36 protein-coding genes and 1 tRNA gene are annotated in these 25,631 nt (G+C 59.2%); 26 read left to right on the top strand and 11 right to left on the bottom strand.

What is annotated here, in order from left to right; translation table 11 throughout:
• Positions 1-63 precede the first annotated feature (63 nt).
• Positions 64-1,497: a M48 family metalloprotease gene (locus tag JV241A_RS18495; protein ID WP_115088287.1), complete on the bottom strand. Its 1,434-nt coding sequence runs from the start codon at positions 1,495-1,497 to the stop codon at positions 64-66.
• A 124-nt stretch (positions 1,498-1,621) separates the two neighbouring features.
• Between JV241A_RS18495 and JV241A_RS18490 the strand changes: the two genes are divergently transcribed.
• Entirely contained in the window at positions 1,622-1,861 is a 240-nt protein-coding gene (locus tag JV241A_RS18490) for a sulfurtransferase TusA family protein (protein ID WP_115088286.1), read from the top strand.
• A gap of 24 nt (positions 1,862-1,885) precedes the next feature.
• Entirely contained in the window at positions 1,886-2,956 is a 1,071-nt protein-coding gene (locus JV241A_RS18485) for an AI-2E family transporter (RefSeq protein WP_134063940.1), read from the top strand.
• A gap of 103 nt (positions 2,957-3,059) precedes the next feature.
• Here JV241A_RS18485 and JV241A_RS18480 read toward each other — a convergent pair whose 3' ends face one another.
• Together JV241A_RS18480 and JV241A_RS18475 are read right to left on the bottom strand one after the other, a co-directional pair.
• Complete coding sequence (locus tag JV241A_RS18480) at positions 3,060-3,533, bottom strand: peroxiredoxin (protein WP_134063938.1); 474 nt, start codon at positions 3,531-3,533, stop codon at positions 3,060-3,062.
• Positions 3,534-3,544: 11 nt separating this feature from the next.
• A complete protein-coding gene (locus JV241A_RS18475) occupies positions 3,545-4,105 on the bottom strand; it encodes a glycine cleavage system protein R (protein WP_115088283.1) in 561 nt (186 codons plus the stop codon).
• A gap of 259 nt (positions 4,106-4,364) precedes the next feature.
• Between JV241A_RS18475 and dapA the strand changes: the two genes are divergently transcribed.
• The 5 genes from dapA (at position 4,365) to JV241A_RS18450 (ending at position 8,053) form a co-directional block, all read left to right on the top strand.
• The gene (gene dapA / locus JV241A_RS18470; RefSeq protein WP_038996627.1) at positions 4,365-5,243 is read left to right on the top strand and encodes a 4-hydroxy-tetrahydrodipicolinate synthase; all 879 of its coding nucleotides are present in this window, start codon (positions 4,365-4,367) and stop codon (positions 5,241-5,243) included.
• Positions 5,244-5,260: 17 nt separating this feature from the next.
• Entirely contained in the window at positions 5,261-6,373 is a 1,113-nt protein-coding gene (gene bamC / locus JV241A_RS18465; RefSeq protein ID WP_115088282.1) for an outer membrane protein assembly factor BamC, read from the top strand.
• A complete protein-coding gene (locus JV241A_RS18460; protein ID WP_093386320.1) occupies positions 6,374-7,132 on the top strand; it encodes an MBL fold metallo-hydrolase in 759 nt (252 codons plus the stop codon).
• Between the two features lie 27 nt (positions 7,133-7,159).
• The gene (purC, locus tag JV241A_RS18455) at positions 7,160-7,870 is read left to right on the top strand and encodes a phosphoribosylaminoimidazolesuccinocarboxamide synthase (RefSeq protein WP_038613804.1); all 711 of its coding nucleotides are present in this window, start codon (positions 7,160-7,162) and stop codon (positions 7,868-7,870) included.
• Between the two features lie 93 nt (positions 7,871-7,963).
• Positions 7,964-8,053 (top strand) — tRNA-Ser (locus JV241A_RS18450).
• A 64-nt stretch (positions 8,054-8,117) separates the two neighbouring features.
• Here the strand turns inward: JV241A_RS18450 and JV241A_RS18445 are convergent.
• Positions 8,118-8,687, bottom strand: a complete 570-nt coding sequence (locus JV241A_RS18445; RefSeq protein ID WP_166675720.1) for an HNH endonuclease — start codon at positions 8,685-8,687, stop codon at positions 8,118-8,120.
• Positions 8,688-8,709: 22 nt separating this feature from the next.
• On the opposite strand from JV241A_RS18445, the gene JV241A_RS18440 reads away from it, so the two are divergent.
• From JV241A_RS18440 to JV241A_RS18430, 3 genes are all read left to right on the top strand, one after another.
• Positions 8,710-9,687 carry a site-specific integrase gene (locus tag JV241A_RS18440; RefSeq protein ID WP_134063936.1) on the top strand — a complete coding sequence of 326 codons (978 nt, stop codon included), beginning with the start codon at positions 8,710-8,712 and terminating at the stop codon, positions 9,685-9,687.
• A gap of 75 nt (positions 9,688-9,762) precedes the next feature.
• Positions 9,763-10,950 carry an AAA family ATPase gene (locus JV241A_RS18435; RefSeq protein WP_134063934.1) on the top strand — a complete coding sequence of 396 codons (1,188 nt, stop codon included), beginning with the start codon at positions 9,763-9,765 and terminating at the stop codon, positions 10,948-10,950.
• Positions 10,947-11,501: a DUF4276 family protein gene (locus JV241A_RS18430; protein ID WP_134063932.1), complete on the top strand. Its 555-nt coding sequence runs from the start codon at positions 10,947-10,949 to the stop codon at positions 11,499-11,501. The genes JV241A_RS18435 and JV241A_RS18430 overlap by 4 nt, the downstream gene beginning before the upstream one ends.
• On the opposite strand, the gene JV241A_RS18425 is transcribed toward JV241A_RS18430, so the two are convergent.
• The 6 genes from JV241A_RS18425 to JV241A_RS18400 form a co-directional block, all read right to left on the bottom strand.
• A complete protein-coding gene (locus JV241A_RS18425) occupies positions 11,502-11,753 on the bottom strand; it encodes a hypothetical protein (protein ID WP_134063930.1) in 252 nt (83 codons plus the stop codon).
• A complete protein-coding gene (locus JV241A_RS18420; protein ID WP_240047888.1) occupies positions 11,750-12,124 on the bottom strand; it encodes a hypothetical protein in 375 nt (124 codons plus the stop codon). The genes JV241A_RS18425 and JV241A_RS18420 overlap by 4 nt, the downstream gene beginning before the upstream one ends.
• A complete protein-coding gene (locus JV241A_RS18415; protein WP_134063927.1) occupies positions 12,108-12,299 on the bottom strand; it encodes a hypothetical protein in 192 nt (63 codons plus the stop codon). Before JV241A_RS18415 ends, JV241A_RS18420 begins: the two co-directional genes overlap by 17 nt.
• Positions 12,296-12,709 (bottom strand): Arc family DNA-binding protein, encoded by a 414-nt coding sequence (locus tag JV241A_RS18410; RefSeq protein ID WP_134063924.1) that lies wholly within the window; start codon positions 12,707-12,709, stop codon positions 12,296-12,298. Before JV241A_RS18410 ends, JV241A_RS18415 begins: the two co-directional genes overlap by 4 nt.
• 83 nt (positions 12,710-12,792) lie before the next feature.
• Positions 12,793-13,191, bottom strand: coding sequence for a LuxR C-terminal-related transcriptional regulator (locus JV241A_RS18405; RefSeq protein WP_134063922.1), 399 nt, complete (start codon positions 13,189-13,191; stop codon positions 12,793-12,795).
• Between the two features lie 124 nt (positions 13,192-13,315).
• Positions 13,316-14,074 carry a S24 family peptidase gene (locus tag JV241A_RS18400; protein WP_166675719.1) on the bottom strand — a complete coding sequence of 253 codons (759 nt, stop codon included), beginning with the start codon at positions 14,072-14,074 and terminating at the stop codon, positions 13,316-13,318.
• 98 nt (positions 14,075-14,172) lie between these two features.
• Here JV241A_RS18400 and JV241A_RS18395 point away from each other — a divergent pair, with 98 nt between their 5' ends.
• From JV241A_RS18395 to JV241A_RS18315, 16 genes are all read left to right on the top strand, one after another.
• Positions 14,173-14,508 (top strand): YdaS family helix-turn-helix protein, encoded by a 336-nt coding sequence (locus JV241A_RS18395; protein ID WP_134063918.1) that lies wholly within the window; start codon positions 14,173-14,175, stop codon positions 14,506-14,508.
• 446 nt (positions 14,509-14,954) lie between these two features.
• Complete coding sequence (locus JV241A_RS18390) at positions 14,955-15,269, top strand: hypothetical protein (protein ID WP_134063916.1); 315 nt, start codon at positions 14,955-14,957, stop codon at positions 15,267-15,269.
• Positions 15,266-15,772: a helix-turn-helix transcriptional regulator gene (locus JV241A_RS18385; protein ID WP_134063914.1), complete on the top strand. Its 507-nt coding sequence runs from the start codon at positions 15,266-15,268 to the stop codon at positions 15,770-15,772. The genes JV241A_RS18390 and JV241A_RS18385 overlap by 4 nt, the downstream gene beginning before the upstream one ends.
• Positions 15,769-16,065, top strand: a complete 297-nt coding sequence (locus JV241A_RS18380; RefSeq protein ID WP_134063912.1) for a hypothetical protein — start codon at positions 15,769-15,771, stop codon at positions 16,063-16,065. The genes JV241A_RS18385 and JV241A_RS18380 overlap by 4 nt, the downstream gene beginning before the upstream one ends.
• Entirely contained in the window at positions 16,062-16,787 is a 726-nt protein-coding gene (locus JV241A_RS18375) for a Rha family transcriptional regulator (RefSeq protein WP_134063910.1), read from the top strand. Before JV241A_RS18380 ends, JV241A_RS18375 begins: the two co-directional genes overlap by 4 nt.
• The gene (locus tag JV241A_RS18370) at positions 16,784-17,158 is read left to right on the top strand and encodes a hypothetical protein (RefSeq protein ID WP_134063908.1); all 375 of its coding nucleotides are present in this window, start codon (positions 16,784-16,786) and stop codon (positions 17,156-17,158) included. The genes JV241A_RS18375 and JV241A_RS18370 overlap by 4 nt, the downstream gene beginning before the upstream one ends.
• Positions 17,155-17,385 (top strand): hypothetical protein, encoded by a 231-nt coding sequence (locus tag JV241A_RS27730; RefSeq protein ID WP_134063906.1) that lies wholly within the window; start codon positions 17,155-17,157, stop codon positions 17,383-17,385. The genes JV241A_RS18370 and JV241A_RS27730 overlap by 4 nt, the downstream gene beginning before the upstream one ends.
• On the top strand, positions 17,382-18,152 hold the full coding sequence (locus JV241A_RS27725) for a hypothetical protein (RefSeq protein WP_240047887.1): 771 nt from the start codon (positions 17,382-17,384) through the stop codon (positions 18,150-18,152). Before JV241A_RS27730 ends, JV241A_RS27725 begins: the two co-directional genes overlap by 4 nt.
• Positions 18,133-18,936 (top strand): ATP-binding protein, encoded by an 804-nt coding sequence (locus JV241A_RS18350; protein WP_134063904.1) that lies wholly within the window; start codon positions 18,133-18,135, stop codon positions 18,934-18,936. Before JV241A_RS27725 ends, JV241A_RS18350 begins: the two co-directional genes overlap by 20 nt.
• Positions 18,933-20,327 carry a DnaB-like helicase C-terminal domain-containing protein gene (locus tag JV241A_RS18345; protein ID WP_134063902.1) on the top strand — a complete coding sequence of 465 codons (1,395 nt, stop codon included), beginning with the start codon at positions 18,933-18,935 and terminating at the stop codon, positions 20,325-20,327. The genes JV241A_RS18350 and JV241A_RS18345 overlap by 4 nt, the downstream gene beginning before the upstream one ends.
• On the top strand, positions 20,314-21,648 hold the full coding sequence (locus JV241A_RS18340) for a site-specific integrase (protein ID WP_134063900.1): 1,335 nt from the start codon (positions 20,314-20,316) through the stop codon (positions 21,646-21,648). Before JV241A_RS18345 ends, JV241A_RS18340 begins: the two co-directional genes overlap by 14 nt.
• Positions 21,641-21,928, top strand: coding sequence for a hypothetical protein (locus JV241A_RS18335; RefSeq protein ID WP_134063898.1), 288 nt, complete (start codon positions 21,641-21,643; stop codon positions 21,926-21,928). The genes JV241A_RS18340 and JV241A_RS18335 overlap by 8 nt, the downstream gene beginning before the upstream one ends.
• On the top strand, positions 21,925-22,314 hold the full coding sequence (locus JV241A_RS18330; RefSeq protein ID WP_134063896.1) for an antiterminator Q family protein: 390 nt from the start codon (positions 21,925-21,927) through the stop codon (positions 22,312-22,314). The genes JV241A_RS18335 and JV241A_RS18330 overlap by 4 nt, the downstream gene beginning before the upstream one ends.
• Positions 22,315-22,820: 506 nt before the next feature.
• Entirely contained in the window at positions 22,821-23,309 is a 489-nt protein-coding gene (locus tag JV241A_RS18325; RefSeq protein ID WP_134063894.1) for a hypothetical protein, read from the top strand.
• Between the two features lie 73 nt (positions 23,310-23,382).
• Positions 23,383-23,706: a phage holin, lambda family gene (locus JV241A_RS18320; protein WP_134063892.1), complete on the top strand. Its 324-nt coding sequence runs from the start codon at positions 23,383-23,385 to the stop codon at positions 23,704-23,706.
• A 3-nt stretch (positions 23,707-23,709) separates the two neighbouring features.
• On the top strand, positions 23,710-24,030 hold the full coding sequence (locus tag JV241A_RS18315; protein WP_134063890.1) for an HNH endonuclease signature motif containing protein: 321 nt from the start codon (positions 23,710-23,712) through the stop codon (positions 24,028-24,030).
• Between the two features lie 374 nt (positions 24,031-24,404).
• Here the strand turns inward: JV241A_RS18315 and JV241A_RS18305 are convergent.
• Positions 24,405-25,567, bottom strand: a protein-coding gene (locus JV241A_RS18305) for an IS3 family transposase (RefSeq protein WP_134063887.1) whose coding sequence is annotated in 2 segments (ribosomal slippage) — positions 24,405-25,312 and positions 25,312-25,567 — 1,164 coding nt in all. Because the reading frame shifts where the segments join, the coding sequence is not laid out codon by codon here.
• Positions 25,568-25,631 lie beyond the last annotated feature (64 nt).

Genomic DNA, 25,631 nt, shown 5'->3' with positions numbered 1-25,631 from the left:
ATGCAAATCTACTGTGGGAGCCGGCCTTGCCGGCGATAGGCTGCGAAGCAGCCTCATGCGGTCTTAGCGCATCATGTCCTTGACCATCCGCTGCTGCTCCATCAGCTCGCGCTGACGCGCATCGATCTTCGACGCCAGGACAAAATTGTTGCCGGCCCGCTGCTTGGCGTAGTCGAGCTGCTGCAAGGCCTGGTCAAAGTCGCCCACCAGGGCGAAGTACTCGGCGCGGGCCTGGTGCAGGCCGATGGTGTTGCCCGACAATCCGCGCACTTCCGCCACGTCATACCAGACATCCGGGTCTTGCGGACGATTCTTGAGCAAGGCATCCAGCGCCTTCTCCGCCTCGGCGGGGCGGTTCTGCTTGAGCAGCAGGTCGATGCGCGCCTGTTGCAGCGGGTAGTTGCCCGGGTACAGGCCACGCATCCGCTCGACCCGTTGCTGGGCATCGGGCAAGCGGTTGTTGGTGATGTCGAGGTCGATCTGCGCCAGGTTGTAGGTGATGTCGTTGGGTGCCTTGGCCAGCAGCGGCTTGAGGTTCTCGCGCGCCTCGTTCAGGCGTCCGCCCTTGATCTGCGCCAGCGCCAGGCCGTAACGGGCGGCGTCCTGCTGCGGGTTTTCATCGAGCTGCGCCTGGAAGCGCTTGGCCGCAAGGCCGGGGGTGCCTTCATAGATCAGCGCCACCCGGGCACGAATCAGCTGATAGCGCTTGCTGTCTTCGGTGCCGCCCTTGGGCGCCTGTTCGGCGCGGTTTCGGGTGTCGGCGATCCGCGATTCGGTGACCGGGTGAGTCAGGAGGAATTCCGGCGGCTTGGCGTCATAGCGGTACTGGCGCATCAGGCGCTCGAACATGGTCGGCATGTTGCGCGGATCGTAACCGGCCTTCTCAAGGTTGAGGATACCGATGCGGTCGGCTTCCTGTTCGTTCTGCCGGGAGAAGCGCCGCTGTTCCTGGATGGCTGCCGCCTGGGTGCCGGCAATCGCGGCAATACCGGCATCGCCGGCACCCGCCGCCGCGGCGACGATACCGATCAGCAGCGCGCCCATCATCGGCAACTGCATGCGTTGCTGGGCCTCGACGCCGCGGGCGAAGTGGCGTTGCGACAAGTGCGCCAGTTCGTGGGCCAGTACCGAGGCGTACTCGCCCTCGGTCTGGGCATTGAGGAACAGCCCGCCGTTGACCCCGACGATCCCGCCAGGGGCGGCGAAGGCGTTGAGTTCACGGCTGTCGATGAGAATGAACTCCAGGCGCCGGTCCTGCAGCTGGCTGGTTTCGGCCAGACGGTAGACGCTGGTTTCGACGTAATCCTTGAGCTGGGGATCGTTCAGTTGATTGACATTGCCCCGCAGCAGGCTGAGCCAGGCGCGGCCCAACTGGTGTTCCTGTTGTGGGGAGACAATGGCAGAACTGGCGTCGCCGAGTGACGGCAGGTCGTCGGCATGGCTGGGGAGCGCCATCAAACAGGCCAGCGTCAGCAGGGTAGGGCGCAGAAAATTCATGCACGAAGCTCTGGTCGACAAAGAACCTTACTGTAGCCCGCTCACACGTTGGCGACCAGTGGCGGTATCCTACCGGGCTTGTTCAAAATGCTACCTGTGCCCGTATTTCTGCCTGGAGAACCCCATGAGCGCTATCCCGACCCATGACGCCGAACTCGACGCCAGCGGGCTGAACTGCCCGCTGCCGCTGCTCAAGGCGAAGATGGAGCTCAATCGCCTGGCCAGTGGCGCAGTGCTCAAGGTGATTGCCACCGACGCCGGTTCCCAGCGCGACTTTCGCACTTTTGCCAAATTGGCCGGTCATACGCTGCTGCTCGAAGAGGTCGAGGCCGGTGTGTACCGCTACTGGTTGAAGAAGGCCTGAGTTTTCTCTGTTAAAGGATCGTCAATGTTCAAGGTGCTTCGCGACTGGATGCAGCGCTACTTCTCCGATGAAGAAGCGGTGGTGTTGGCGGTCTTGCTGTTTCTGGCGTTCACCGCCGTCCTGACCCTGGGCGGCATGCTTGCGCCGGTGCTGGCGGGGATGGTCCTGGCATTTTTGATGCAGGGCCTGGTCAACGCCCTGGAGCGCCTGCGGGTGCCCACGCCTTATGCCGTGGCGCTGGTGTTCATGCTGTTCATGGGCGCCCTGGCGGTGTTCCTGCTGGTGTTGGTGCCGCTGCTCTGGCATCAGCTGATCACCCTGTTCAACGAACTGCCGGGCATGCTCGGCAAGTGGCAGTCGCTGTTGCTGCTGTTGCCCGAGCGCTACCCGCACCTGGTCTCTGACGAGCAGGTGCTGCAGGCCATCGAGGTGATGCGCGGCGAGATCGGCAAGTTCGGCCAGTGGGCGCTGACCTTCTCGTTGTCGAGCCTGCCGCTGCTGGTCAACATCATGATCTACCTGGTGCTGGTGCCGATCCTGGTGTTCTTCTTTCTCAAGGACCGCGAGCAGATCGCCCACTGGGTCAGTGGTTACCTGCCCAAGGAGCGGGCGCTGATGACCCGGGTGGCCGAAGAGATGAACCGGCAGATCGCCAACTACATCCGCGGCAAGGGCATCGAGATCCTGATCTGTGGCGTGGCCACCTACATCGCCTTCATCAGCCTGGGGCTCAACTATGCGGCGTTGCTGGCCCTGCTGGTCGGCCTGTCGGTGGTGGTGCCCTATGTCGGCGCGGTGGTGGTGACCGTGCCGGTGACCCTGATTGCACTGTTCCAGTGGGGCTGGGGCGATCAGTTCATCTACCTGATGGTGGTGTACGCGATCATCCAGGCCCTGGATGGCAACGTGCTGGTGCCGTTGCTGTTCTCCGAGGCGGTGAGCCTGCACCCGGTGGCGATCATCTGCGCGGTGCTGCTGTTTGGCGGGTTGTGGGGGTTCTGGGGGATCTTCTTTGCCATCCCGCTGGCGACCTTGTTCAAGGCCGTGCTGGATGCCTGGCCGCGGCGCGAGCCAATGGTGGCGCCGCTGCTTTGAGCTTTTGTGGGAGCTGGCTTGCCAGCGATACAGGCGCATTGGCCCTTGCGGCTAGCGCGGTGATGCAATCGCTGGCAAGCCAGCTCCCACAGGTAAAGCGCTATCAGGCCTTGTTCAGCGCCTGCGCCTCAGCCAGTACGGCATCCACATGCCCTGGCACCTTGACCCCACGCCAGGCCTTGCGCAGCACGCCATCCTTGTCGATCAGGAAGGTGCTGCGGTCCACGCCCATATACTCCTTGCCATAGAGCTTCTTCAGCTTGATCACGTCGAACAGCTGGCACAGGGCCTCGTCCTTGTCGCTGATCAGCTCGAAAGGGAAGGCCTGCTTGGCCTTGAAGTTCTCGTGGGACTTGATGCCATCGCGCGAAACGCCAAACACCAGGGTGTTGGCTGCTTCGAAGGCCGCATGCTGGTCACGGAAACCCTGGCCTTCGGTGGTGCAGCCCGGGGTGCTGTCCTTGGGATAGAAGTACAGCACCACCTGCTTGCCCTTGAGCTCAGCCAGGCTGACGCTCTGGCCACTGGTGGCCTGGGCCTGGAATTCGGCGACGGGTTGGTCGAGTTCAACGGCCATGTAAAGCTTCCTTACATCGGGTTCTGTGGGCGCCACGGTTCGATCAGCGCATCCAGGTTCAGGGCATCGGAGAAGTCCAGGAACTGGTCGCGCAGCCAGCTGATCTGGGTACCGGCCGGCAGGGTCACGGTAAAGGTGGCGTTGAGCATGGTGCCGCCGGTCTGCGGGGCCTGGTAGGTATCGCAGGTCAGGTTCTCCAGCTCCACGTGGTGGTCGATGAAGAACTGGCACAGTTCGTTGATGATGTCCGGGCGATAGGCGGCGCTGACATAGGCCACGTACGGCAGCGACAGCGGGCGCACTTCCAGTTCGGCGCTGCGCACCACGTTGACGGTGAAGGTGTGCTTCTTGGCCAGGCCCGGTAGGGCCGTTTCAAAGCGCGCCAGGGCGTCCCAGCTGCCGGCGACCTGCAGCACCAGGGCACTGCACTCGCCGTGGCGGGTCAGGCGCGAGGTGACGACCGAGCAGCGATTGTCGTTGCTGGCCCGGCACAGGATGTTGGTCAGCTCCATGGGATTGGCACCCAGGGCGCTGATGACAAGGAATTGTTCGCGAACGGTGGGGGTGGACATGCAGCATTCCTAAAGCGATGAGCGGTCGGTACCAGACGTGGCACAAAGGCCGGTAGGCAGGACCCGGGGCTCAGGATCGAGCCTTGGGGCGCTGGCTACGCGCATTGTCGGCAGCCCGGCGGGCCACTATGTACCGATCAAAGACAGAAGGGTAGCGAAAATGGCCGCGGAGGGGAATGCTCCGCCCGCCTGCTTCGCTTGTGCAAGGCCGATGGCGCCAGTACCATTACCGCTCTCTTTTTCCGGCAGGAGCAGTTTCATGATTGCGGGCAGTATGGTGGCATTGGTCACACCCATGGATGCACAAGGGCGTCTTGATTGGGACAGCCTCAGCAAACTCGTGGACTTCCACCTGGAAAACGGCACCCACGCCATCGTTGCCGTCGGTACTACCGGCGAGTCGGCGACCCTGGATGTCAATGAGCACATTGAAGTCATCAAGGCGGTGGTCAAGCAGGTCAATGGCCGTATCCCGGTGATCGCCGGCACCGGCGCCAACTCCACCAGCGAAGCCGTGCACTTGACCCGCAACGCCAAGGAAGCCGGTGCCGATGCCTGCCTGCTGGTGGTGCCGTACTATAACAAGCCGACCCAGGAAGGCCTGTACCAGCACTTCAAACACATTGCCGAAGCCGTCGACATCCCGCAGATCCTCTATAACGTACCCGGCCGCACCTCCTGCGACATGCAGGCCGAGACCGTGATCCGCCTGTCGACCGTGCCGAACATCATCGGCATCAAGGAAGCCACCGGCGACCTGAAGCGCGCCAAAGCCATCCTTGACGGCGTGAGCAAGGACTTCATCGTCCTGTCCGGCGACGATCCGACCGCCGTCGAACTGATCCTGCTGGGCGGCAAGGGCAACATTTCCGTGACCGCCAACGTCGCCCCGCGGGAAATGGCCGACCTGTGCGAAGCCGCCCTTGCGGGCAATGCCGAGAAGGCTCGCGCGATCAACGAACAACTCATGCCCTTGCACAAGGACCTGTTCATCGAAGCCAACCCGATTCCGGTGAAGTGGGCTTTGGTTGAAATGGGCCTGATGCACAAGGGCATCCGCCTGCCACTGACCTGGCTGAGCGAATCCTGTCACGATACGGTACGCCAGGCGATGCGCCAGTGCGGCCTGAAGTTTTAATTGAGGACGTACACCGCATGAAGCGATTGGCTGGTCTTTCCGCCCTTGCCTTGATCATCTCCAGCACCAGCGGTTGTGGCTGGCTCTGGGGCGAAGAGGGTTACTTCCGTGACCGTGGCAGCGATTATCTGGAGGCCACCCAGAAGCCGCCGATGCAGCTGCCACCGGACGTCAGCAGTGCCAAGCGGCTCGATCCGCTGCTGCCGATTCCGCGCAACGTCGCCGACGACAACGTCAAGGGCGAGTTCGAAGTGCCGCGTCCGCAACCGCTGACTGCCGGTGCCGACATCAGCGATTTCAGCCTGCAGAAGAGCGGCAGCTCGCGTTGGGTCCTGGCCCAGCGTTCGCCGGCTGAAGTCTGGCCGGTGGCGCGTCAGTTCTTCGAAGACAACGGCTTCCGGATCGCCGAAGAGCGTCCGCAAACTGGCGAATTCAACACCACCTGGCAGCGTTTCGACGAGCTCTCGGCGTCCATGGCCAAGCGCCTGGGCAGTGCCTCGAGCAGCAGCGACAACGAAGTCCGTGCGCGCATCCGCATCGAGCCGGGCGTGCAGCGCAACACCAGTGAGGTTTACATCGTCACCGTCGAACGTCCGGCCGGCAGCACTGCCGAGCAAGACTTCCCGGCGCGTTCGAACAACACCGGTGTCGACGCCATCCTGGTCGACGAAATGCTCGCCAGCATGACCCGCAGTGCCGAGAAGGGCGGTTCGGTGTCGTTGCTCGCAGCCCGCGATTTCGATGCCCCGAGCCGCGTCAGCCTGAGCGAAGACGGCAGCGGCAACCCGGTGCTGAACCTGGGCGCCGACCTCGATCGCGCCTGGTCCAGCGTTGGCCGTGCCCTGGAACAGGGTGAATGGCGCGTTGAAGACATCAACCGCAGCCTGGGCCTGTACTACATCAACCTCGCCGAGAAGGCCGAGACCAAGGAGCAACCAGGCTTCTTCAGTCGCCTGTTCGGCAGCGCGCCGAGCAAGGAAGAGCGTGAAGCCCGTGCCGAGCGTTATCAGGTTCGCTTGAGCAAGGTGGGCGAAAGCGTTCAGGTGACCGTCGAGAAGAACATCAACACCGTGGCCCCGGCAGACGTCGCCCGCCGCGTGCTGAGCGTGATTCAGGACAACCTGGGTTAAGTGCGCTTCGCCGTACTTGGAAGTGGAAGCCAGGGAAATGGCACGCTGATCGCCAGTGGCAATACGTTGCTACTGGTCGATTGCGGCTTTTCCCTGCGTGAAACCGAGCGGCGCCTGGCGCTGCTCGGCGTTTCTGCGGCGCAATTGAGCGCGGTGCTGGTCACCCACGAACATGCCGACCACGTGCATGGGGTCGGGTTGCTGTCACGGCGCTACAATGTACCGGTCTACCTCAGCCGCGGCACCTTGCGCGGCATGCGCAAGCCGGTCGAAGCCGCAGGCTTCCTGGCCGCCAACGACACCTTGCAGTTGGGCGACTTGAGCGTTACCGCCGTCGGCGTCACTCACGACGCGCTGGAGCCGCTGCAGTACGTATTTGGCGATGGCAGCCGGCGCTTCGGTGTGCTGACCGACCTGGGCTCGTATGATGCGGCCCTGCTCAGCAGCTACCAGGGCCTGGACGCCCTGCTGATCGAGGCCAACCACTGTCGCGACCTGCTCGGACGCGGGCCTTATCCGATGTTTCTCAAGCAGCGGGTGGGCGGCGACTACGGACATTTGAACAACCATCAGGCCGCGCGCCTGGTGTCGGAGCTGGACTGGCAGAACCTGCAACACCTGGTGCTGGCCCATCTCAGCAGCAAGAACAACCAGCCACAGCTGGCCCGGCAATGCTTCGTCGATACCCTCGGCTGCGACCCGGACTGGCTACAAGTGGCCAATCAGGATTCCGGGCTCGACTGGCGTGAAATCGCCTAGCCCATCATTTAGCAAGCGGAGCCCATCATGGAAAAACGTGAAGAACTCTACCGCGGCAAAGCCAAGTCGGTTTACAAGACCGACGACGCTGACCGCTTGATCCTGCTGTTTCGCAACGACACCTCGGCGTTCGACGGCAAGCGCATCGAACAGCTCGACCGCAAGGGCATGGTGAACAACAAGTTCAACGCCTTCATCATGCAAAAGCTTGAAGAAGCCGGCATCCCGACCCAGTTCGACAAACTGCTGGGCGACAACGAGTGCTTGGTCAAGAAGCTCGACATGATCCCGGTCGAATGCGTCGTGCGTAACTACGCTGCCGGCAGCCTGGTCAAGCGCCTGGGCGTCGAAGAAGGCATCAAGCTCGAGCCTTCGACCTTCGAACTGTTCCTCAAGAACGACGAGAAGGGTGATCCGTTCATCAACGAATCCCACGTTGTTGCCTTCGGCTGGGGCACCGCCGAGCAACTGGTGAAGATGAAAGCCCTGTCGCTCAAGGTCAACGAAGTGCTGAACAAGCTGTTCGACGACGCCGGCCTGCTGCTGGTCGACTTCAAGCTCGAGTTCGGCGTATTCCACGGTGAGATCGTCCTTGGTGACGAGTTCAGCCCGGACGGCTGCCGCCTGTGGGACAAAGAGACCCGCAAGAAGATGGACAAGGACCGCTTCCGCCAGGGTCTGGGCGACGTTATCGAAGCCTACGAAGAAGTTGCCAAACGCCTGGGCGTGCCGCTGTAACCGGCAAGTTCACGCAAGCGCCTGATACCACGCGAATTTTTTTCGCAAACAGGCTTTGCCTTTCGGCAAACTGCTGGTATCATGCGCGCCACTGGAGAGATGCCGGAGTGGCCGAACGGGACGGATTCGAAATCCGTTGTACTGGCAACAGTACCTAGGGTTCAAATCCCTATCTCTCCGCCATATTAAAGGCCCCGAGCGCTTATAGCCCTCGGGGCTTTTTTCATTTGGGGGAATTTTGGTGCAATCAAATTCCCCCAAGGTCCCCCAGCACTGCCTCTGCATACTCGCCATGATGGATATCACGAGCTATGGCGTAGGCAGCCTTTGCCTCTTCCAGGGTCGCAAACAGGCCTAGCTCGATCCTTTTGCCGTTCGCCCTGATCCTCGCTCGGTACTTGCCGCTGGCCTTGTGGAGATCCACTCCGCGCACGCCGGTCGCCGATGTAGACAGGGCGCCCACATTGCAAAGGTTCTGCGACCTACTGGCCTCGCGCAGATTCACGAACCGGTTATCGCCAGGACTCCGATTGATGTGATCGATATCGCCCTGGGGCCACTGTCCGGTCACGTACAGCCATGCCAGGCGGTGCGCTTGATAGCTGACCAGGTCGATACGAATTTCCACGTAGCCAGACTTTTTCACCTTTCCGGCGACCGAGCCGAGCTTCACTTTCTGTTTGCGGACCGCCCACCTGAACTCTCCGGTTTCGGGGTCATATGTCAGCTGCTCACGTAATCTTTCTCGGGTCAGCAAGATGGTTCGAGCCTCTTGGCGGAAGTGGTCGACATATTTTACCGCTTGACGCTCCCCCATGCTCCCCCATAAATTCGCGGCCATGGCCTACTACGAAAAACGCGGGGACGCCTGGCGCGCCCAGATCCGCCGCAAAGGATACCCAACCCTTTCTGCTACCTTCGACACCAAGGCAGAAGCCCAGCGCTGGGCGGCTGAGGTTGAAGGCGATATGTCGCGTGCGCGCTTCGTCGACATGCGCGAGGCCGAGAGCACCACCCTGGCCGAGGCGCTGGACCGATACCTGTCCGAGGTGACCTCGACCAAGAAGGGCGCCAAGCAGGAGGAGGTCCGCATCAAGAAGTGGAAGGAGCACAAGCTGGCCAGTAAGGGGCTTGCCGCCATCCGCTCAAGCGACATGGCTGCGTACCGCGATGCCGAGCTCAAAGAAGGGAAGTCGACTGCGACGGTTCGACTCAACTTGGCGGTGATCAGCCACCTCTACACGGTGGCCACCAAGGAGTGGGGTATCGAAGGACTGACCAACCCTTGCCGGGCGATCCGGATGCCGAAGGGTAGCAAGGAGCGGGATAGGCGGCCGACGCCGGCGGAGCTCACGGCTCTCTACAAAGCGGCAGGCCAGATCAATGCTCAGTTACCGGTATTCATCGAGTTGGCGGTTGAGACGGCAATGCGTCGTTCTGAATTGCTGCTCCTGCGCCGCGACCAGGTGCGAGGCAAGGTTGCCTATCTGGAAGACACCAAGAACGGCGAGCGCCGCGCGGTGCCGCTTTCTTCCCGGGCAATCGCCCTGCTCGAGGGGCTGCCCACACCGATCAATGGCGGGCGGTACTTCAGCCTGGCACTCAACACGATCAGCAATTACTTCCCGAGGGCCTGCGTGGCTGCTGGGATTGAAGGCCTGCGCCTTCACGACCTTCGCCATGAGGCGACGAGTCGATTCTTCGAGCGGGGGTTCACCATGATGGAGGCGGCCTCTATTACCGGGCACAAGACCCTCGCGATGCTCAAGCGCTACACGCACCTCAGTCCTCAGGATCTAGCAGAGAAACTTGGTTAATAGTGACCAAAGTGGCATTCTGTCCTATCGCAATCACCTTAAAGAATCTCACCTCAACCTCGGAAAGGAGAGCCAATGAAGCTCGAAACCATTAAGGTCAAGCGTTTTAAGGCGCTTTATGATGTAGAGCTGAAGAACCTTCCGAAGTTTGCTGTGTTCATTGGGGCGAATGGAAGCGGCAAGACAACACTGTTTGATGTGTTTGGCTTTCTGAGGGACTGTCTAAATACAAACGTCCGAGCTGCGCTTCAACGTAGGGGCGGGTATAAGGAAGTCGTTTCTAGGGGGTGCGAGGATGATGGGATCTATATCGAACTTCAATTTCGAATGCCAATTGCCACGGTAGAGCGTCTTGTTACTTATAGCGTCTCTATCAAGCTGGATGATGGCAAACCCATAGTTGCCGAAGAGCGACTGAAGTATAAGCGTGCAGCTTATGGGTCTCCTTTCAACTTTTTGAATTTCAAAAATGGCAGTGGATTCGCCATTGAAAACGAGGAAGATTTTGATCGCCCTGACGAAGAATTGTCTCGCGAGCAACAAACCTTGGAAAGTGCTGATATTTTAGCGATTAAGGGGCTTGGGCAGTTCCAAAGGTTCAAAGCAGCTAGTGCATTTAGGCAGCTTATCGAAAAATGGCATCTCTCTGATTTTCATATACATGAAGCGCGCAGAACTCAAGAGGCAGGCTACGCGGAACATTTGTCGCCTAATGGGGAAAATCTAGCGTTAGTCGCTCAGTTTATGTATGAAAATCACCGGGACAAGTTTGACTTTGTACTGGAGAAAATGAAGCAGAGAGTTCCCGGGGTTAAGGAAGTTGAAGCAGTAGAAACTGAAGATGGTCGCATTGTGCTGCGCTTTCAGGATGGCAGCTTCAAAGATCCGTTCATTTCTAGATATGTTTCCGACGGAACTATCAAGATGTTTGCCTATCTTTTGTTGCTTCATGATCCCGTACCGCACCCGTTACTTTGTATTGAAGAGCCTGAGAACCAGCTGTATCCCAGCCTTATGATCGAATTGGCCGAGGAATTCAGAGCGTATGCTGAGCGAGGTGGCCAAGTCATTGTGTCGACCCACTCGCCAGACTTGCTGAATCGTATCCAGCTTGATGAAATTTATTGGTTGTCTAAGCGCGAAGGTCGAACTGTTATTCGTCGAGGTAGCGAGAACCCGCAGCTGGTGGCTCTAGTTGCAGAGGGCGACCTTCCGGGTTCGTTGTGGAAGCAAGGAGCGTTTCCAGAGGTCGATCCGTCATGAACATAGTTTTCATGCTCGAAGAGCCCTCAATGAAGCATTTTTTGGCTGGCTTCATAGGGCGACTGTTTCCTGAACACTTCACTGTCACCTACTTGGTGCACGAAGGGAAGCAAGATCTCGAAAAGTCAATTCCTAGAAAGCTCAGGGGGTGGCAGGTACCAAACAGTTACTTCATAATTGTTCGCGATAAAGATGGTGAAGACCCCTTGGTTCTGAAAGCTCGGTTGAGGGAGTTGTGCGCGGATCGGCCAGAGTCACTTATCAGGATTCCAGTGCATCATCTAGAAAGTTGGATTCTGGGCGACCTCCCGGCGTTAGCAATTGCATTCAATAAACCAAGCTTGGTAGCTCTGGCCGGGAACAGGAAGTTCAGAAGTCCCGATAGTTTGGCTAACGCTTCTCAGGAGCTCGCAAAACTTATACCTGGCTATCAAAAGGTCGGAGGGGCGCGAAGCGTGTCCCCCCATGTAAATATAGAAAACAACCTTTCGCGAAGCTTCAATCTATTTATCCGAGATGTGAAACGGCTGGCTGGCATAGAGCCAGTTTAGTCATGCTACTCCCCGAAGCGACGGGGGTGTCTGACGCTTGCGTCCGACACCTGGTTTCTGGTGCACTCCATCTCGAAACTCGCGCAGAAACTTGCGCACATCTTCCTTTAGCCAGCAGTGCCGGTTGCCCATCTTGAAGCTCTTGGGCAGCCACGGCACTCCGCGGCGAATCCCTTCTCTGATCGACGCCTCGGTCCGACCAAGCAGCTTGGCCAGACCTTCGACCGTGAGCACTTCCGTTTCTTCGCTCATTCCTTCCTCCCGGCCTGACACGTCAGGTTCTCGCCTTCTCGCCAACCTGTCGCGTCAGTTGCCTGTAGTTCCGCGATCACCGACTTGATGCCTGCCACATAACTGCCAGGGCGATCGACCGCCGCACCGGTCAGACGCTCGATCACGACCTCCACCGGCGACCCTCGGAGCAAGCCGACCAGGTCAATCGCCCAGTTGCGCCCCTCCAGGAACATGAAGTGGTTAATCGGGCCATCCACCACGATCTCGGCGCTGGTCTTCGTAGCGCTGGCGGAAGTGATCTTCGCAGACGCCTTGGCGGAAGCTCTGGACTGCACTGAGTTAATCCGCCCACGAGCGCGGCAGAGAGCCATATCAGCGAGGGTGCGCATGGCTGGCATCCTCCAGCTCGGCGATGGCGCGCAGGCGCAGCGTGATGCCGCATTCCCTAGCCAGTTGATCGAGCCTTCCCACGCTGGTAGTGCTGTCCTGCAGTGCCTGGCCGAAACGCACCAGCCGCCTGCCCAGGTCGTCAAACTCATTGCGAGGCTTGCTGGCTTGATTCATGGCTGCTGCACCTGCAGTTGTTCCAGGCGTATGGCTGTGTCGATCTCCTGATCCAGCTCCGCGCTGGTGAGTAGGGTGTCGCCGCGCAGGACTAGCAGATCGGTTTCGGTGTCCTCGATGCACTCCCGGTCGCGCAGCCACCGGTACCGCCTGGCATCGGCCATCAGCTTGACGTGCTCATCAATGTCGAACTCGGAAGTGTTCGCTGGCGCCAATCTGCCAGCCAGCACCAGCGCGCCGAGCAGCACCTGCTTCTGCTGCTGACCGTGCAAGTACTCGCGCATGCCCTTGATGAAAACGCTGTTCATCGAGCGGTCATCGGCATCAGCTGCAGCTTGAATGTCGTCACGCATACCGTCGGGCAGGCGTACAACGAATTTGTCAGCAGTTCTTGAATCGTAACTGTTCATCGATTTTCTCCAGGCAAGCCGATACCCGGCCGCGTTGTTGGCTTTCGCAAAAATCAGGGATGGTTCAGATCAGGCAGGTCGTGTCACGCTGCTGCCAGCGCGCACTCGGCGCGCCTGGTTGCTACACGGTTTTCAATCTTCCGCTCTGCGCCGTTACCACCTCGGCGCACACGCAGCAACTGGTCGTCACTCACAACCCCATGCACCGCCATGATCGCGGCGAGTACAGCGGCAGGACTGATGATGCCTCGTTTGAAGGCCTCTGCTACGAGAGCTGCTCGGCGAGTTACACCCCATTTCGTACCAAGGGCGATCAGACGTTTTTTAACGCCATCCTCACTGATTCCTAAGACACGAGCAGCTTCTTTGCCCGATGCACCACCTGCGATCGCCAGCAAGCACTCCAACTCGCGCGGAGCTGCGCCGCACCCCAGGAGGCCTTGCCAGTTGCCGAGTGTGATTGATGCAGGTGGTGCGGTCATGACAGTGCTCCTTGCCGTAAGTGATGTGGCAAAGAGTACCAATTGGATAATTTTGGTCAATCATTTTGGTAAATATTTTTTCCAAAAAAAAGCCCGCGTCTAAGCGGGCTCTTTTCCAACAGGTTCAGATCCTTGATCCGCCCCAAGCATATACCACTCTCCCGAGCACCTGAACGCGCTCTTCCAGGTCAGCCGGTACCATAATCTCTTTGTACTGTGGATTGTCAGACACGATGCGAATCCCATCCAGTTCACGCTGAATTCGCTTGACCAGCAACGACGTACTCATAGCGATCAGATACACGGCGTCATACGTGACGGATTTCACTCCGGTATCAATCAGAAGTAAGTCGCCATGCTTGATGGTGGGCGCCATGGACTCGCCCATCCCTGTGATGATTCTCAAATTCGAAAGGTCAGTCATGGTGATGGTGCGGCGTAGCCATTCGACCTCTAGAGACATGCAGCTAGCTACAACTTCAATATCGGGCGGGTGACAGCCAGGCCCCATAGAGGCCTCGACATCCATCACCGGTATATCCACGTGGCCCTTGTACCTCTCTATCTTCTGAGCAAGCCGAACAGGGATATCCATGTTCACTGGCGATAGCTTGTCTGGATTAGTGGCTGGGTCCCACGCGCCGCCTGCTTCAAGCTTGGTGAGGGGGGTGTCAAGGTACCCGGTATCGATCCCTAGCGAGCGCTCGATCTCACGAGCCATGGATTCTCCAATGTTCCTTGAATGCGCGGGGTTATCAGAGAACAGCCTCGACACGTAGGAGGCAGGCTTGCCAATAGCCTCGGCCAGGGACGACTTGCGCCCGCTGAACATTGTGAGAAGGAGCTTGTGAAGGCGGTGGCGCCGAACGTCTTTGATTTCCATACCTGAAATGTACCTTTTATTTCCCATGAGGGAAATTACCTTGAATTGGTACATTTTCTGGGTAAGCTAGGCTGAAAATGCACCATTAGGTAAATTCCATGAACCTGGCCGAATACCTTGAATCCCTACCCAGGGGCGGGAAGAAAATCATCGCCCTGCGGCTGGGTGTGACCGCTTCTTACTTGTCTCGCCTTGTCTCGGGTGATCGATCGGTCACTGCCGAAAGGGCTATTCAGATTGAGGAGGCTACCGACGGGGCTGTCACTCGTTCAGAGCTTCGTCCTGACATCCGGTGGACCTCGCCAAAGCGCCCAAAGCGCGCCCCGAAGATCGCTCCCCCAACCATGAATGAAACTCTACAGGCAACCCGCCACCAACACAGCTCCACTCGCGTGGCTGTGAATTCATCCAGTATGACACGTGGTGCTGTATGAATTCACAGGTGTATTTCCCCCCTTACGGGAATTGTCTGGATCGCAGACCATCGAGCACTGATGCCAAACCACAATATGACTCCGGTGCAAGTAGTAACTCGCACGAGTTGAGTGGAATCGTAATGCGGTTTTGTAGATCCTCATTGCAAGCAGGTCCTGTTGAGGGCCTTCCAATGGCGAGCTGTCGCCGCTTGAATGATTTGAAACCTAACTCGAGCGCAGGTTGCGCTTTCAAGGATGCGTGATATGCGCCCGCGATCTTTTATTCCGCCGACCCGTCCAGGGTAGGCAACAGCAACCCCAATGGCCGGGGTTGCATATCTGAGATTTGTGGGATGGTGGATTGAAAAACCTTCGCCCACAAAAAACCCGGCTTGCCGGCCGGGTTCCTTAACCAGCTCCCTGCAAGGAGCTTTCGTGAATCTTCGTCATTTGGAGACGATTTCATGCACCCAAAAAATACCACCGGTTATGACCCGGCGCAACTCCCGCCCTTGCGCAAGCTTGAGTTTGGTAGCCTCGACATGGTCGGCGAACACCTGTTCTGCATTCGTGAAGGCCAAAGCGTCGTGGATGGTTTGGCGCTCGCCGCGGAGCTCGCTGACGGGGTTCATCAGCTTGGTAACCGTCTCGCAGCAGAGATCAATAACGGCGAAATCGCTTACCTCAGCGAGATGCGCAGCCTCGCGTTCTTGGCTGAGGTTGCTGGAGCTATCACTCGCGCAGCCCAGTACTCACTGAAAACGGGAGGTGCCGAATGATCCAGGCAATCCCTACCGTTGCAGACGTGGCGGCAGAAGCTGAGTTTCAGCTTCTGGCTGCCAGGGACCACCTTGTATGGCTGGCAGGCCTGGCTAGCGCTATTCAACTGAGCCATGTGCATGAAGGTGGGCGCAACGCTGAAGCGCTCGCCGGGCTGGCGAAATTCCTCGATGACACCGGATTCTCTGGCGTCGACAGTGCGATCGATATGTTCAGGCAGATTTCGGAAGATCATGCCGCGCCACGAAATTCGCCACCACCGAAACGTGGCGCGCCAGAAGCTAACGGACCACATCAGACCCTTGGCGAGAGACTGCTTTTAGCTCGCGAGGCAGCTTCACTCAGCCAGGCGGACCTGGCTATTCGCGCCGGCATGGAGCAGACCAGTATTTCGCAGATCGAATCTGGAAAGACCAAGCGCTCAAGCTTTCTCCCTGAGCTGGCTCGTGCCTGCGGCGTCAGTGCTGAGTGGCTCGCATTCGGCACGGAGGTGGCGGCATGAGCCTTGTCAGCATTCGCAGGGGATCCCTACACATTGAGGGGCATCTGCTGCATCCCGCCATCCTCGACGCGCAAGCGATGGCCTATATGAATTTCGCCCGCGCGGAGCATCGGAAGCTTGAGAGCCTGGTCCGTACCATCATCATTCCGATGTTGGGCGGCTACCAGAACGAATTAGCCAAGGAGCTCGAGCGACATCTTGAGCAGGCGCGGACCTTCAGCGGCAACTTTTGCTGGCAGCATCGCCACCTTGGCGCCTCGCATGGGGTGGTGGGCGAGGGGGAAGGCGTATGAACCTGATCACCAGCAACGTGCTGACTATGTCTTCGCGAGAGATCGCAGATCTGGTCGGGTCTCGCCATGACAACGTGAAAACCGCAATCGAGCGCCTAGTTGCCAAGGGCGTAATTTCCCAACCTGCGTTGCAGGATGGGGCGAGGGCGGCTAATGGTGTCGTCGTCACTGAGTACCTGGTCAACAAGCGCGACAGCTTCGTCGTGGTCGCACAGCTCTCGCCAGAGTTCACCGCAGCTCTTGTGGACCGCTGGCAAGAGTTGGAGAGCCAAGCCGGTCGCCCGATGACGCAGGCCGAGATCACCGCAGCCAACGCTAACCACTTAGTGGCGGTCGAGCGTCAGCAGCGGGAGCAGCAGGTGGCGCTGGAGCGGATCGAGCAGAAGGTCGAGGACTTGGGCCGGTTCCACGTTTGGGACTACTGCCCACAAAACTGCCTGTCGCTGACTGGCGTTAAAGCCGTGATGAGCGACCGCTATGGGCTATCCGGCCCTGTTGTTGACTACGTCTTGAAACTTTGGCCGCACCAACCAAACCCAGCCGGAATGGTCCGCAACGGTCACGAGGACGCCATGGGCAGCCAGTACATGGTATGGGCCAAGACCTTGGTTACCGCGGCCTTCAAGCGCTTTGTCTCCGAATCCACGATGGTCACTACCACCCAGGCAACCCACCCATATTTTGAGGGTCGGTTCCGCCTGGTCCAGAAGGTCAAGCCATGAAGAATCTCACCAAGTGGCAGCTCGTCGAGCGTGTGGCGGAACTGGCCGTAGAGCACTGCAAGGCCCACCACGCAGTTACTTGCCTGCGCGAAGAGTACAAGGACGAGTGCTTCCGTTACTTCCGTAACCACGGCGAGCCTTACCCAGATCGTCATGGCATCGACTACTCAGACCCTGCCTATGACGGCGTTATTCGCTACACCGAGCAGAGCTACGAGCGGATGACCAAAGCCAAGCGACACCGTTACAACGTCAAGCGCCGCTTTGACACCGCCGTGCGGAATCTGATGATCGAGACCGGTGAACTGCTCACGCGCCCGAGACCAGCCGCTGTGAAGCGCACAACGATCAATGGGGAGGCTCTGCATTGAACAGGCTTTCTATCCCCCGCCAGACGCAACAGCAGCGCGCTGGCGCTACGACCATTGCCGGGCCCTGGCCGAGCTATTCCCAGTTCAAAAGTTTTCCAGAGCGCGAGCGCTGGGTGCTTTACGGCTCCACCAAAGCGTACCGGGCGACGCTGGAAGACCAGGGGTTAGCCATGAGTGAGAGCTACGAAGCCTTTGTGCGCAGAGTTACAGAGGGGCTTGACCTGTGAGCATCATTCGCGCCCCTCGCCCAGAGGGAAACTTCTACCTGCTGAACAAGGCAATCAGCGAGGACTGGCGATTGAGCTGGGGTGCTCGAGGAATGCTTGTGTTCCTGCTTGGCAAGCCTGATCACTGGAAGGTGTCTCCCGCGCACCTGCGAGGCGAGACGGCGGGCTCAGCGAAGCCGACCGGCCGAGACGGTATTTACGGGCTACTGGACGAACTGATCAGCGCCGGATACGTGCGTCGTGAGCAGCCTCGGAGTGAGTCGGGCGTGCTCGGCGAAGTCACTTACCTGGTGTCTGAATCACCGCTTCCGGATTCACCGTATACGGCTGAACCGCTTCCGGCTGGACCGCATACGGCAAATCCGACACTAGTAAGTATTGAAGGTAAGCAAGGACTGAAAAAGCCAGCAAGTATTGAAAACCCTGCGGGTGCTGGAAGGGTGAAGGCTGGGAAGTTCGACCCACTGACCGCCAAACCCGCAAACGCGTCGGAAAAGGCCTGGGCCGACTTCTGTGAAATGCGGAAGGAAAAGCGCGCACCGTTGACCCCGAGGGCTTGCGAGTTGATTGCCAAGAAGCTGGCCAGCCATCCAGATCCCGATGCGGTGCTGGATAAGTCCACCACCAGCAGCTGGAGCGACGTGTACCCGGATTCAGTGTTACCGGGTGCTGGCGCCAAGAATGGTAAGCCGTCGGCCTTCAGCAACCTGCCTCAGCACACCCCCGATATGTACCAGGAGAGCCAAGATGGCCGTTCGAATTTCTGATCTGTTCCACCGTCGCCCAGCCATGCGCATCTTCTCCGGCGAGTGTGCCATTCACGGCCAGGTCGACATGAGCGAAGTTGAGCAACTGGACGGCTCGATGCTGGCGCGCGACTGCAAGCGCTGTGCCTGGGAGACTCTGCATGCCTCGCCGCGGGATTCGGTGGAGCATGCCTTGGCCAGCGCCCAGCGCAAGGCTGAGGAAACCATGGCCGCGCTGATCGGCGCCGGGATCACCCCGCGATTCGCTGGCGCGACCTTCGACTCATTCAGCACTGGGGCTGGTAGTTCCCAGGTCCACGCGCTGGAAGCCTGCCGTGACTACGCTGAGCAATTTCCCCAGAACTTCCGCGCCGGTCGCTCCCTGCTGCTGACCGGTAACGTCGGCTGCGGCAAGACCCACCTGGCAAGCGCAATTGTGCGCACAGTGGTTGCCGACCACTGCCGTGCGCTGATCATCCCGACCGGCGATATCGTCAGCATCGCCCGAGCTTCGATGGTGCCGGGTTCGGGGTACACCGACCGCGACGTGGTGCTGCACCTGGGCGGCCTTGATCTGCTGGTCGTTGATGAGGTCGGGTGCCAGAAGGGCAGCGAGTACGAGCTGGGCCTGTTGCATAACATCATCGACCGCCGGTATCAGGCTGTACTGCCCACCGTCCTGATCAGCAACCTCGGCCCCGATGGCCTGAAGGCCTACATCGGCGATCGCGCGCTTGACCGGCTACGGCAAAACGGCGGTGAGCTCGTTGGCTTTACCTGGTCCTCGATGAGGGCCTGCGCATGAGGGAGCTGTTCAGCATCGAGGCTGAGCACGGCGTCTTGGGGGCGGTCATGCAGGCCTCCCTGCAACAGGACGCCGGCTTGGTTGAGGACATTCTCGGCCAAATGGAATCGGGCGACTTCTACCACGCCGACAACGCGGCGCTGTTTGAGGTGATCCTGGGTATCCATGACCAGGGTGTGCCGGTTGACCCAGTCACCATAGGCTCGATTCAGCGCTCTCTGCCCAGCGGCCAGTTCACCATGGCCTACGCGGCCGAGATCACGAACAACGTGCCGTCGATAGCCAACTGGCGGACCTACGCCAAGCATGTCAAGGAGTGGGGGGTGATCCGCCGCATTCTGGACATCGCGGGCCAGGCGCAGGAGCTGGTGCAGAGCGGTGCGCCAACCGCGGAGGTGATCGCCGCCTCGCAGCAGGCCATGGCCGATCTGCGTAGCCTCGACGGAGAGGCGAAAGGCTTCAAGAGACTGGATCAGTGGATGGGTGATGCCGCTGATCTCGTGGATGAGAAGCATCGCGGTGTTGCACCCAAGTGGCCATCGACAGGGCTTGCTGATCTGGACGACCTGATGCAGGGCATTCGGCCGAAGAAGGTCACGGTCGTTGCCGGCCTGCCTGGTAGTGGCAAGACCACGCTGGCGCTGCAAATTGCTCAGCACAACGCGATCAAGGAGCGTAAGCCCTGGCTGGTGTTTTCCATTGAGATGCCGGGCGAGGAGCTTGGTCTGCGGGCTATCGCGTCGTTGGGCGGTGTGGATCTGCGCAAGCTGGACGATCCGGTGAAAATGCGGGATGACGACTGGTCAAGGATGTCTGGCGCCGTGGCCATTGCGCTTGAGGCGCCGCTGTTCGTCTGCGATGAGCCAGTTCAGACCCCGGCCAGCATCCGCGCGACCGCTAGGCGCTGCCAGCGTGAGCACGGGCTCGCCGGCGTCGTGGTCGATTACTTGGGGCTGGTGCGAAGCGAGCGTCAAGGCCGCACCCGGAGCGAGGAAGTCGGAAAGATCAGCAAAGCGCTCCTGCAGCTGGCCAAGGAAATGGGCATTCCCGTCATAGAGCTGGCGCAGCTCAATCGCGACTCGACCAAGCGCCCCGGGAAGAAGCCCCAGTCGAGCGACCTGCGCGATTCAGGGGAGATCGAGGCCGACGCCAGCTGCATCCTGATGGTTCACCGCGACATGGACACGGAGGAGGGGCAGAACGGCCTGACCGAGATCCTGATGACCAAATGCCGACATGCCCGCGTGGGGAGCTGTGTTCTCCAGCAGGAGGGCCAGTTTGGTCGATTCGCGAATTTCGCAGGCAACCGCTTGCCCACCGACGATGAAGTTGAGATGGCGCGAGGTAGCTATGCCAGCCGCTACAAGGGAGGTGCCCATGAGCGGTTCTAAAACTTTGACCGTCACCATCAGCGATGCAGAGATCCGCCGGCACGCTGCGGGAACTGCTCGCCAGCTACGGGACACCCGCCACCGCGAGCTACGGTTCCGTTATTCGACCACCGATCGCTCCCGGGGCGCTTGGCACGTCGTGTTCCGCCAGCGCTGGGGGAAGGCTGGCGATTACCCAGGGATCAACGCCAAGACCATGCTGGCAACGCTGCCGGCGATCCTGGCGCGGCGGGCTGCCGACGCGCACGCCAAGTCCACCACCACCAGTTGGACGACGGTAGGCGATGTGTTGGCGTGGTACCGAGACCGGATGAACCGTGACCGCGGGCTTTCGGCCAAACGCAAGGCTAGCGCCAAGTCTGCCTTGGATCGCCACCTGGTGCCGCGCCTGGGCGAACTACTGCTGGGCGAGGTCAGCAAGCAGATGATCGACCAGCACCTGATGTGGCCGATGCAGGAGCGCTATGCCTTGTCGTTTGTGCGGTCGGTTTATGGCGTGCTCTCCGTGTCGTTCCGTCAGGCCTTGCGCCTGGAACTGCTGCCGACCAACCCGATGGCAGCCTTGAAGTTCACCGACTTTGTGCGGACCCGGATCAGGCCTAAGCCTGCCCGCCTGCGCGGAGACGACGTACCAGGTCTGCTCGGGTTGCTGGCCGAACGCTTCGAAGTCGAGCCGGCGGGCTGCATGCTGGCCTTGATGATGCTGTGCCACGGCTCGCGACTGGGTGAGACCCGGCTGGCGCGCTGGCGTAACGTAAACCTCGAGGCGGGGCGCTGGTTCATCCCCGCGGGCGATACCAAGACCAAGGCCGAGCACACGCTGCCACTGACCAACCAGGCCTGCGCTCTGCTGCGCCGATACCAGTGCTTGCAGGCCGCTCGGGGCTATACCGGCCCACTACTATTCCCCGGCAGCCACAGCGCGCCGCTGAGCCCGAGCAAAGCCAACACCCTGTTCACCGATCTGGCCAAGGGTGAATGGTCGAGCCATGACCTGCGCAAGGTAGCCCGCACGGCGTGGACCGATCTTGGGGTCGACTACATGGTGGGCGAGCTGCTGCTGAACCACGCCATGAAGGATCTGGATGCCACCTACATTCATACCACCGCCGAGGGCCTGAAGCGTCGCGCCCTGGAGGCCTGGCATCAGCAGCTCGATCAGCAAGGTTTCAACGCTCTTCACGCCGGGACATTCACGGGACAGAAAAACCATCCTGCGATCGTTGGCGCCAGTAACAACGCTGGTTTCAGCACCTCACAGCATCCATCCCAAGGGAGGATGCAAATTCACGAAAACAAGCCAGGAGCTGGCCATGAGTAACGTCACAGCGGCCATGCCGCGCAAGAATCTGACCCCAATCGAGCGAGAGTTCCTGAAGAAGGGCAACCGCCTACTGCTAGACCAAACCAATGGCCGTATCGGATCGGCCGCACTGATGGACATCGTCGCCGACTGGCACGCCTCTCGAGCCAACCAAGGCTTCGAGCAGTTCGCCAAAGCCTGGATCATCCAAGGCGGCGCCAAGAACAAGCACGCCTTCAAGCTCCTCTGCGAGCTGTTTGGCCTGGACACCGACCCAACGCCTCGGAGGGCTGCATGAAGAAACGCACTTACCTGGACAAACCCCTGGGCGACACTGAGTACCTGCTGGAGCAATGGGGCTGGTGGCGGATGGATGGAATGGGCGTGCCTCGGTACGTCTCTCCGCTGTTCGCCTTGATGCGCGACAACGTGCCGTCTGAAGGTGGTACTAAGCAGTACATGGTGACCGATGACCTAGCACTGATAGTCGACGGCGCCGTGGCCCGCCTGACGAAGCGAAACCAGCAGATGGGCGACTTCATTTGGTTCTACTTCGGGGCAAAGCAGCCGGCAATGCGCGTTGGAAGCGGCGCGGGGATGTCGGAGCGGAAAGCCCGCGAGATCATCAAGGCGGGTGTCGCCTGGATCGATTGCGCACTGGAAGAAATTCGAGAGGCTGCGTGAAAAACTCTATGCGGGCGGATAAACACCTGTTTTCATAGCAGCGTGTCCAGCTTGCAACGCATCACGACACTGAGAAACCCCGACAATTTAGTCGGGGTTTTCCTTTCTGAGGTCAGTCTTGAATCTCAACCTCAGTGATGGTCGCTGACTGTCGGGCCGCATAAAAACCTCGCTCATCCAAGGACTGCTTCACCTGGGCGCTATTGAGCCCAGTTGGTAGCTTGGTGAAATCCACTTGGCGTTCAAACGCCAAGCCATCCAAGAATTCGGACCCTGCTCCCGATATCCTCGGGATTCCTTCACCATCTTTCACTATCAGCACTCGATCAAGAGCTCGGAAAATATCAACTCGCATCTGAAGCCCTTTAGCGTCGATTGATCGCTGATAGTAGCTTTATGCCATTTAGTCTCATAGCTGGCTATTTATCCAGAGCCCGGCCCTTGAGTCAGGCTTTTTCATTTTGCCCGCTTATGGCATCGTGCCAGTCTCTTCAAAGGAGCTGGATATGAGCATTTATACGGATCTTCAAAATCGATATGAGAACCGAGAAGCAGCGCTGGCTAAGCAGGTTTACCTTCTTTCCAAGGCGGCAGCGGGATTGTCGGACAGCTTCGGGAGTTACCTAGGGCTGCCATCGCCTCGCTGGAATAATCCTGAAGGGAAGCCAGGCGATTATTACGTTCGTTTAGGTGTAGGTGAGCGCAATGCGTTCGAGGAAAAACCCTGGACGCAAATGTCTTCACTCGGTGGTGTTGTTTCGTTCTCAATTGCGCTGACACTCGTCTCTGAGGACTGTTACTCCCGGACGACCTATGTTTTCCCCGTAAGCGTAGAGTTTGTCGAAGGTGGGTATCTGTTCAAGCTCAATGAAGGAGATCAGGTACTTTTGAGCGTTGCAGAAGTGACGTCTGGTGCTTTTAGCGAAGTGCATTCCAAGATGGTAGAGCGTCTGACTCAGATCCTGGACCCTTCAAAAGTCCTAATCAAAAACTGACCCACCCCCCATTTCAGTAGCCCCGCACTTGCGGGGCTTTTTTTATTCTGCTCCCAATAAGGGAGGAATCGAGATGCCGAACATGCCCGAGAAGGACCCTGGCCTGTGGGCCGCACTGATTGCCTGGGTGATTGCCCACCAGCCGCAGCTTTATGCTGCTGGCCTGTCCGTTGGTATCGCCGCGTTGCGCGTTGTGTACGGCGGCGGTACTCGCCGACAGATGTTCCTGGAGGGCGCCCTGTGCGGCCTCATCACCCTGGCCCTGGTGCCGCTGCTCGAATGGATGGGCTTGCCGCAGGGCATGGCAACCTTCGCCGGTGGTGCTGTTGGCTTCATGGGTGTGGAGAAGCTGCGGGGATACTCCGATCTGTTCCTGTCCCGCAAGGCGCAGGGCTAACGCATGTCTCTCCCAGACGCAGGCAAAAAGCCGAAGCCATACGGTTATCGCTGGCAGCAGGCTCGCGAAGGTTGGTTACGCAGCCATCCATTGTGTATCCGATGCCATAAAGATGGTTTCGTGAAGCCTGCCACCGTCGTTGACCACATCAAGCCACACCGCGGTGACATGTCCCTGTTCTGGGATCGCAGCAACTGGCAATCGCTATGCACCAACTGCCACAGCTCCTACAAGCAGCGCTTGGAGAAGTCAGGGCGCGAGGTTGGCTGCGACGTCAGCGGCAGGCCTCTGGACCCACGGCACCACTGGAATCGGCCCTCCTGAGCCCTCACAGGCCCAGTCAAGCGGTCTTCCCAGGGGTAGGGGGGGTAAAAAGTTTTTTGCGAAGCCTTTCCTGACCGTTCGCCCCCCTCTTTGTGCAAAGCCGCGAAATGAAATGTTTTTTTTTGGGAGCAAATAATGGCCGGGAGACGACCCACTCCGACGGAGCTGAAGCTTGTCAGAGGGAATCCTGGTAAGCGTCCGATCAACAAGAACGAACCCAAGCCTGCGAAGCGTATCCCCAGCGCGCCAGGGCATTTGAGCAGTGAAGGCCAGGTCGCATGGGGGCGACTCACGGTCTTGCTGGATCGCATGGGTGTGCTGACCGAAGCCGATGGCTTCGCGCTCGAACGACTCTGTGATTGCTACTGTAGTGGTCAACTAATCCCGGACACTGCGTTAAGTTTTTCTTCGGCAACAGCGGGCGCCAGACCGCTGTTGAACTGATGCGGTCGCTGCCAGTTGTAGCGCTGCATCAGAAACCGACCAATATCCTGCTGTGCCAGCGAAGCACTCATATAACCCACGGTCGGTACCCATTCCGTTTTCAGGCTGCGAAACAACCGTTCCATCGGTGCATTATCGTGGCAGTTTCCACGCCGACTCATGCTCTGCTTGAAGCGATAACGCCACAGCCGCTGACGGAAGCTTCGGCTGCTGTATTGGCTTCCTTGGTCGCTGTGAAACAGTACATTCTGAGGCCGGCCACGCTGTTCATAGGCCATGTCCAAGGCCTTGATCACCAGGTCGGCATCTGGCTTCGATGAAAACGCCCAGCCCACCACGCGGCGGGTGAACAGATCGATCACGGCCGCCACATAGTGCCAGCGACCCTGAGCCCAGACATACGTGATGTCCCCGCACCAGACCTCATTTGGTGCCGACACGGCGAACTCTCTATCCAGCACGTTCGGGATATCAGGCCGCTCCACCGTCGCCTTTTTGTAGGCATGTGAGCCGGGTTGCTTGCTGATCAACTTCATCTCGCTCATCAGCTTGCGCACCTTGAATCGCCCAATCGCTATGCCGTCCTCGCGCATCATGAACATGATGCTTCGGCTGCCCGCCGCGCTGCGGCTTTGGGTGAACAGCTCATTCACGCGGCTGCGCAAAATCAGCCGCTTAACGTCTGGAGATCGGTGCTTGCGACAGTGCGCGTAATAGCAGGATCGGGTGACTTCGAATACCGAGCACAACAGATCAACAGGCTCTTCAGAACGAAGCTGATCAATTAACGCGAACGCTCGTGTTCCTCGGCCATCAAGAGCGCGGTGGCCTTTTTTAATATACTTTTTTCCCGTTCCAGGCGATTGATCCGAGCTTCCAGCTCCTGGATTTTCTGCTGTTCGGGCGTCAGCGCTTTACTGGTCGGAGTCACACCGTTTCGCTCTTCCTGAAGCTGGTTAACCCATCGACGCAGGGCCGACTCCACCAGCCCAAGCGAACGGGCTGCTTCGATATGGCTGTAGCCCTGGTCGAGCACCAGACTGGCAGCTTCGCGTTTGAACTCGGGCGTAAAGGAACGACGTTGCTTGGTCATCGGACACCTCTCTCTGGCGAGCATTCTCGCCTAAATGGGTGTCCGGTTTCATTAGACCACTACA

It is taken from the genome of Pseudomonas sp. JV241A, assembly GCF_900275665.1.
In the GTDB taxonomy this organism is placed as follows: Bacteria; Pseudomonadota; Gammaproteobacteria; order Pseudomonadales; family Pseudomonadaceae; genus Aquipseudomonas; species Aquipseudomonas wadenswilerensis.
The sequence above is the reverse complement of the archived record's forward strand: the minus strand, read 5'-3'. Positions and strand labels throughout refer to the sequence as shown.

What these genes read in the sequence shown, in the direction of transcription:
- JV241A_RS18400 (WP_166675719.1), bottom strand. Translation starts at nt 14,074, where the DNA reads ATGGAAATCAAAGACGTTCGGCGCCACCGCCTTCACAAGCTCCTTCTC.
- JV241A_RS18385 (WP_134063914.1), top strand. Translation starts at nt 15,266, where the DNA reads ATGATCCAGGCAATCCCTACCGTTGCAGACGTGGCGGCAGAAGCTGAG.
- JV241A_RS18445 (WP_166675720.1), bottom strand. Translation starts at nt 8,687, where the DNA reads ATGGGGGAGCGTCAAGCGGTAAAATATGTCGACCACTTCCGCCAAGAG.
- JV241A_RS18440 (WP_134063936.1), top strand. Translation starts at nt 8,710, where the DNA reads ATGGCCTACTACGAAAAACGCGGGGACGCCTGGCGCGCCCAGATCCGC.
- JV241A_RS18325 (WP_134063894.1), top strand. Translation starts at nt 22,821, where the DNA reads ATGAGCATTTATACGGATCTTCAAAATCGATATGAGAACCGAGAAGCA.
- JV241A_RS18495 (WP_115088287.1), bottom strand. Translation starts at nt 1,497, where the DNA reads ATGAATTTTCTGCGCCCTACCCTGCTGACGCTGGCCTGTTTGATGGCG.
- JV241A_RS18430 (WP_134063932.1), top strand. Translation starts at nt 10,947, where the DNA reads ATGAACATAGTTTTCATGCTCGAAGAGCCCTCAATGAAGCATTTTTTG.
- JV241A_RS18415 (WP_134063927.1), bottom strand. Translation starts at nt 12,299, where the DNA reads ATGAATCAAGCCAGCAAGCCTCGCAATGAGTTTGACGACCTGGGCAGG.
- JV241A_RS18380 (WP_134063912.1), top strand. Translation starts at nt 15,769, where the DNA reads ATGAGCCTTGTCAGCATTCGCAGGGGATCCCTACACATTGAGGGGCAT.
- JV241A_RS18320 (WP_134063892.1), top strand. Translation starts at nt 23,383, where the DNA reads ATGCCGAACATGCCCGAGAAGGACCCTGGCCTGTGGGCCGCACTGATT.
- JV241A_RS18370 (WP_134063908.1), top strand. Translation starts at nt 16,784, where the DNA reads ATGAAGAATCTCACCAAGTGGCAGCTCGTCGAGCGTGTGGCGGAACTG.
- JV241A_RS18390 (WP_134063916.1), top strand. Translation starts at nt 14,955, where the DNA reads ATGCACCCAAAAAATACCACCGGTTATGACCCGGCGCAACTCCCGCCC.
- JV241A_RS18485 (WP_134063940.1), top strand. Translation starts at nt 1,886, where the DNA reads ATGTTCAAGGTGCTTCGCGACTGGATGCAGCGCTACTTCTCCGATGAA.
- JV241A_RS18410 (WP_134063924.1), bottom strand. Translation starts at nt 12,709, where the DNA reads ATGAACAGTTACGATTCAAGAACTGCTGACAAATTCGTTGTACGCCTG.
- bamC (WP_115088282.1), top strand. Translation starts at nt 5,261, where the DNA reads ATGAAGCGATTGGCTGGTCTTTCCGCCCTTGCCTTGATCATCTCCAGC.
- dapA (WP_038996627.1), top strand. Translation starts at nt 4,365, where the DNA reads ATGATTGCGGGCAGTATGGTGGCATTGGTCACACCCATGGATGCACAA.
- JV241A_RS18490 (WP_115088286.1), top strand. Translation starts at nt 1,622, where the DNA reads ATGAGCGCTATCCCGACCCATGACGCCGAACTCGACGCCAGCGGGCTG.
- JV241A_RS18350 (WP_134063904.1), top strand. Translation starts at nt 18,133, where the DNA reads ATGGCCGTTCGAATTTCTGATCTGTTCCACCGTCGCCCAGCCATGCGC.
- JV241A_RS18425 (WP_134063930.1), bottom strand. Translation starts at nt 11,753, where the DNA reads ATGAGCGAAGAAACGGAAGTGCTCACGGTCGAAGGTCTGGCCAAGCTG.
- JV241A_RS18315 (WP_134063890.1), top strand. Translation starts at nt 23,710, where the DNA reads ATGTCTCTCCCAGACGCAGGCAAAAAGCCGAAGCCATACGGTTATCGC.
- JV241A_RS18340 (WP_134063900.1), top strand. Translation starts at nt 20,314, where the DNA reads ATGAGCGGTTCTAAAACTTTGACCGTCACCATCAGCGATGCAGAGATC.
- JV241A_RS18335 (WP_134063898.1), top strand. Translation starts at nt 21,641, where the DNA reads ATGAGTAACGTCACAGCGGCCATGCCGCGCAAGAATCTGACCCCAATC.
- JV241A_RS18375 (WP_134063910.1), top strand. Translation starts at nt 16,062, where the DNA reads ATGAACCTGATCACCAGCAACGTGCTGACTATGTCTTCGCGAGAGATC.
- purC (WP_038613804.1), top strand. Translation starts at nt 7,160, where the DNA reads ATGGAAAAACGTGAAGAACTCTACCGCGGCAAAGCCAAGTCGGTTTAC.
- JV241A_RS18480 (WP_134063938.1), bottom strand. Translation starts at nt 3,533, where the DNA reads ATGGCCGTTGAACTCGACCAACCCGTCGCCGAATTCCAGGCCCAGGCC.
- JV241A_RS18475 (WP_115088283.1), bottom strand. Translation starts at nt 4,105, where the DNA reads ATGTCCACCCCCACCGTTCGCGAACAATTCCTTGTCATCAGCGCCCTG.
- JV241A_RS18345 (WP_134063902.1), top strand. Translation starts at nt 18,933, where the DNA reads ATGAGGGAGCTGTTCAGCATCGAGGCTGAGCACGGCGTCTTGGGGGCG.
- JV241A_RS18420 (WP_240047888.1), bottom strand. Translation starts at nt 12,124, where the DNA reads ATGCGCACCCTCGCTGATATGGCTCTCTGCCGCGCTCGTGGGCGGATT.
- JV241A_RS18435 (WP_134063934.1), top strand. Translation starts at nt 9,763, where the DNA reads ATGAAGCTCGAAACCATTAAGGTCAAGCGTTTTAAGGCGCTTTATGAT.
- JV241A_RS18395 (WP_134063918.1), top strand. Translation starts at nt 14,173, where the DNA reads ATGAACCTGGCCGAATACCTTGAATCCCTACCCAGGGGCGGGAAGAAA.
- JV241A_RS18405 (WP_134063922.1), bottom strand. Translation starts at nt 13,191, where the DNA reads ATGACCGCACCACCTGCATCAATCACACTCGGCAACTGGCAAGGCCTC.
- JV241A_RS18330 (WP_134063896.1), top strand. Translation starts at nt 21,925, where the DNA reads ATGAAGAAACGCACTTACCTGGACAAACCCCTGGGCGACACTGAGTAC.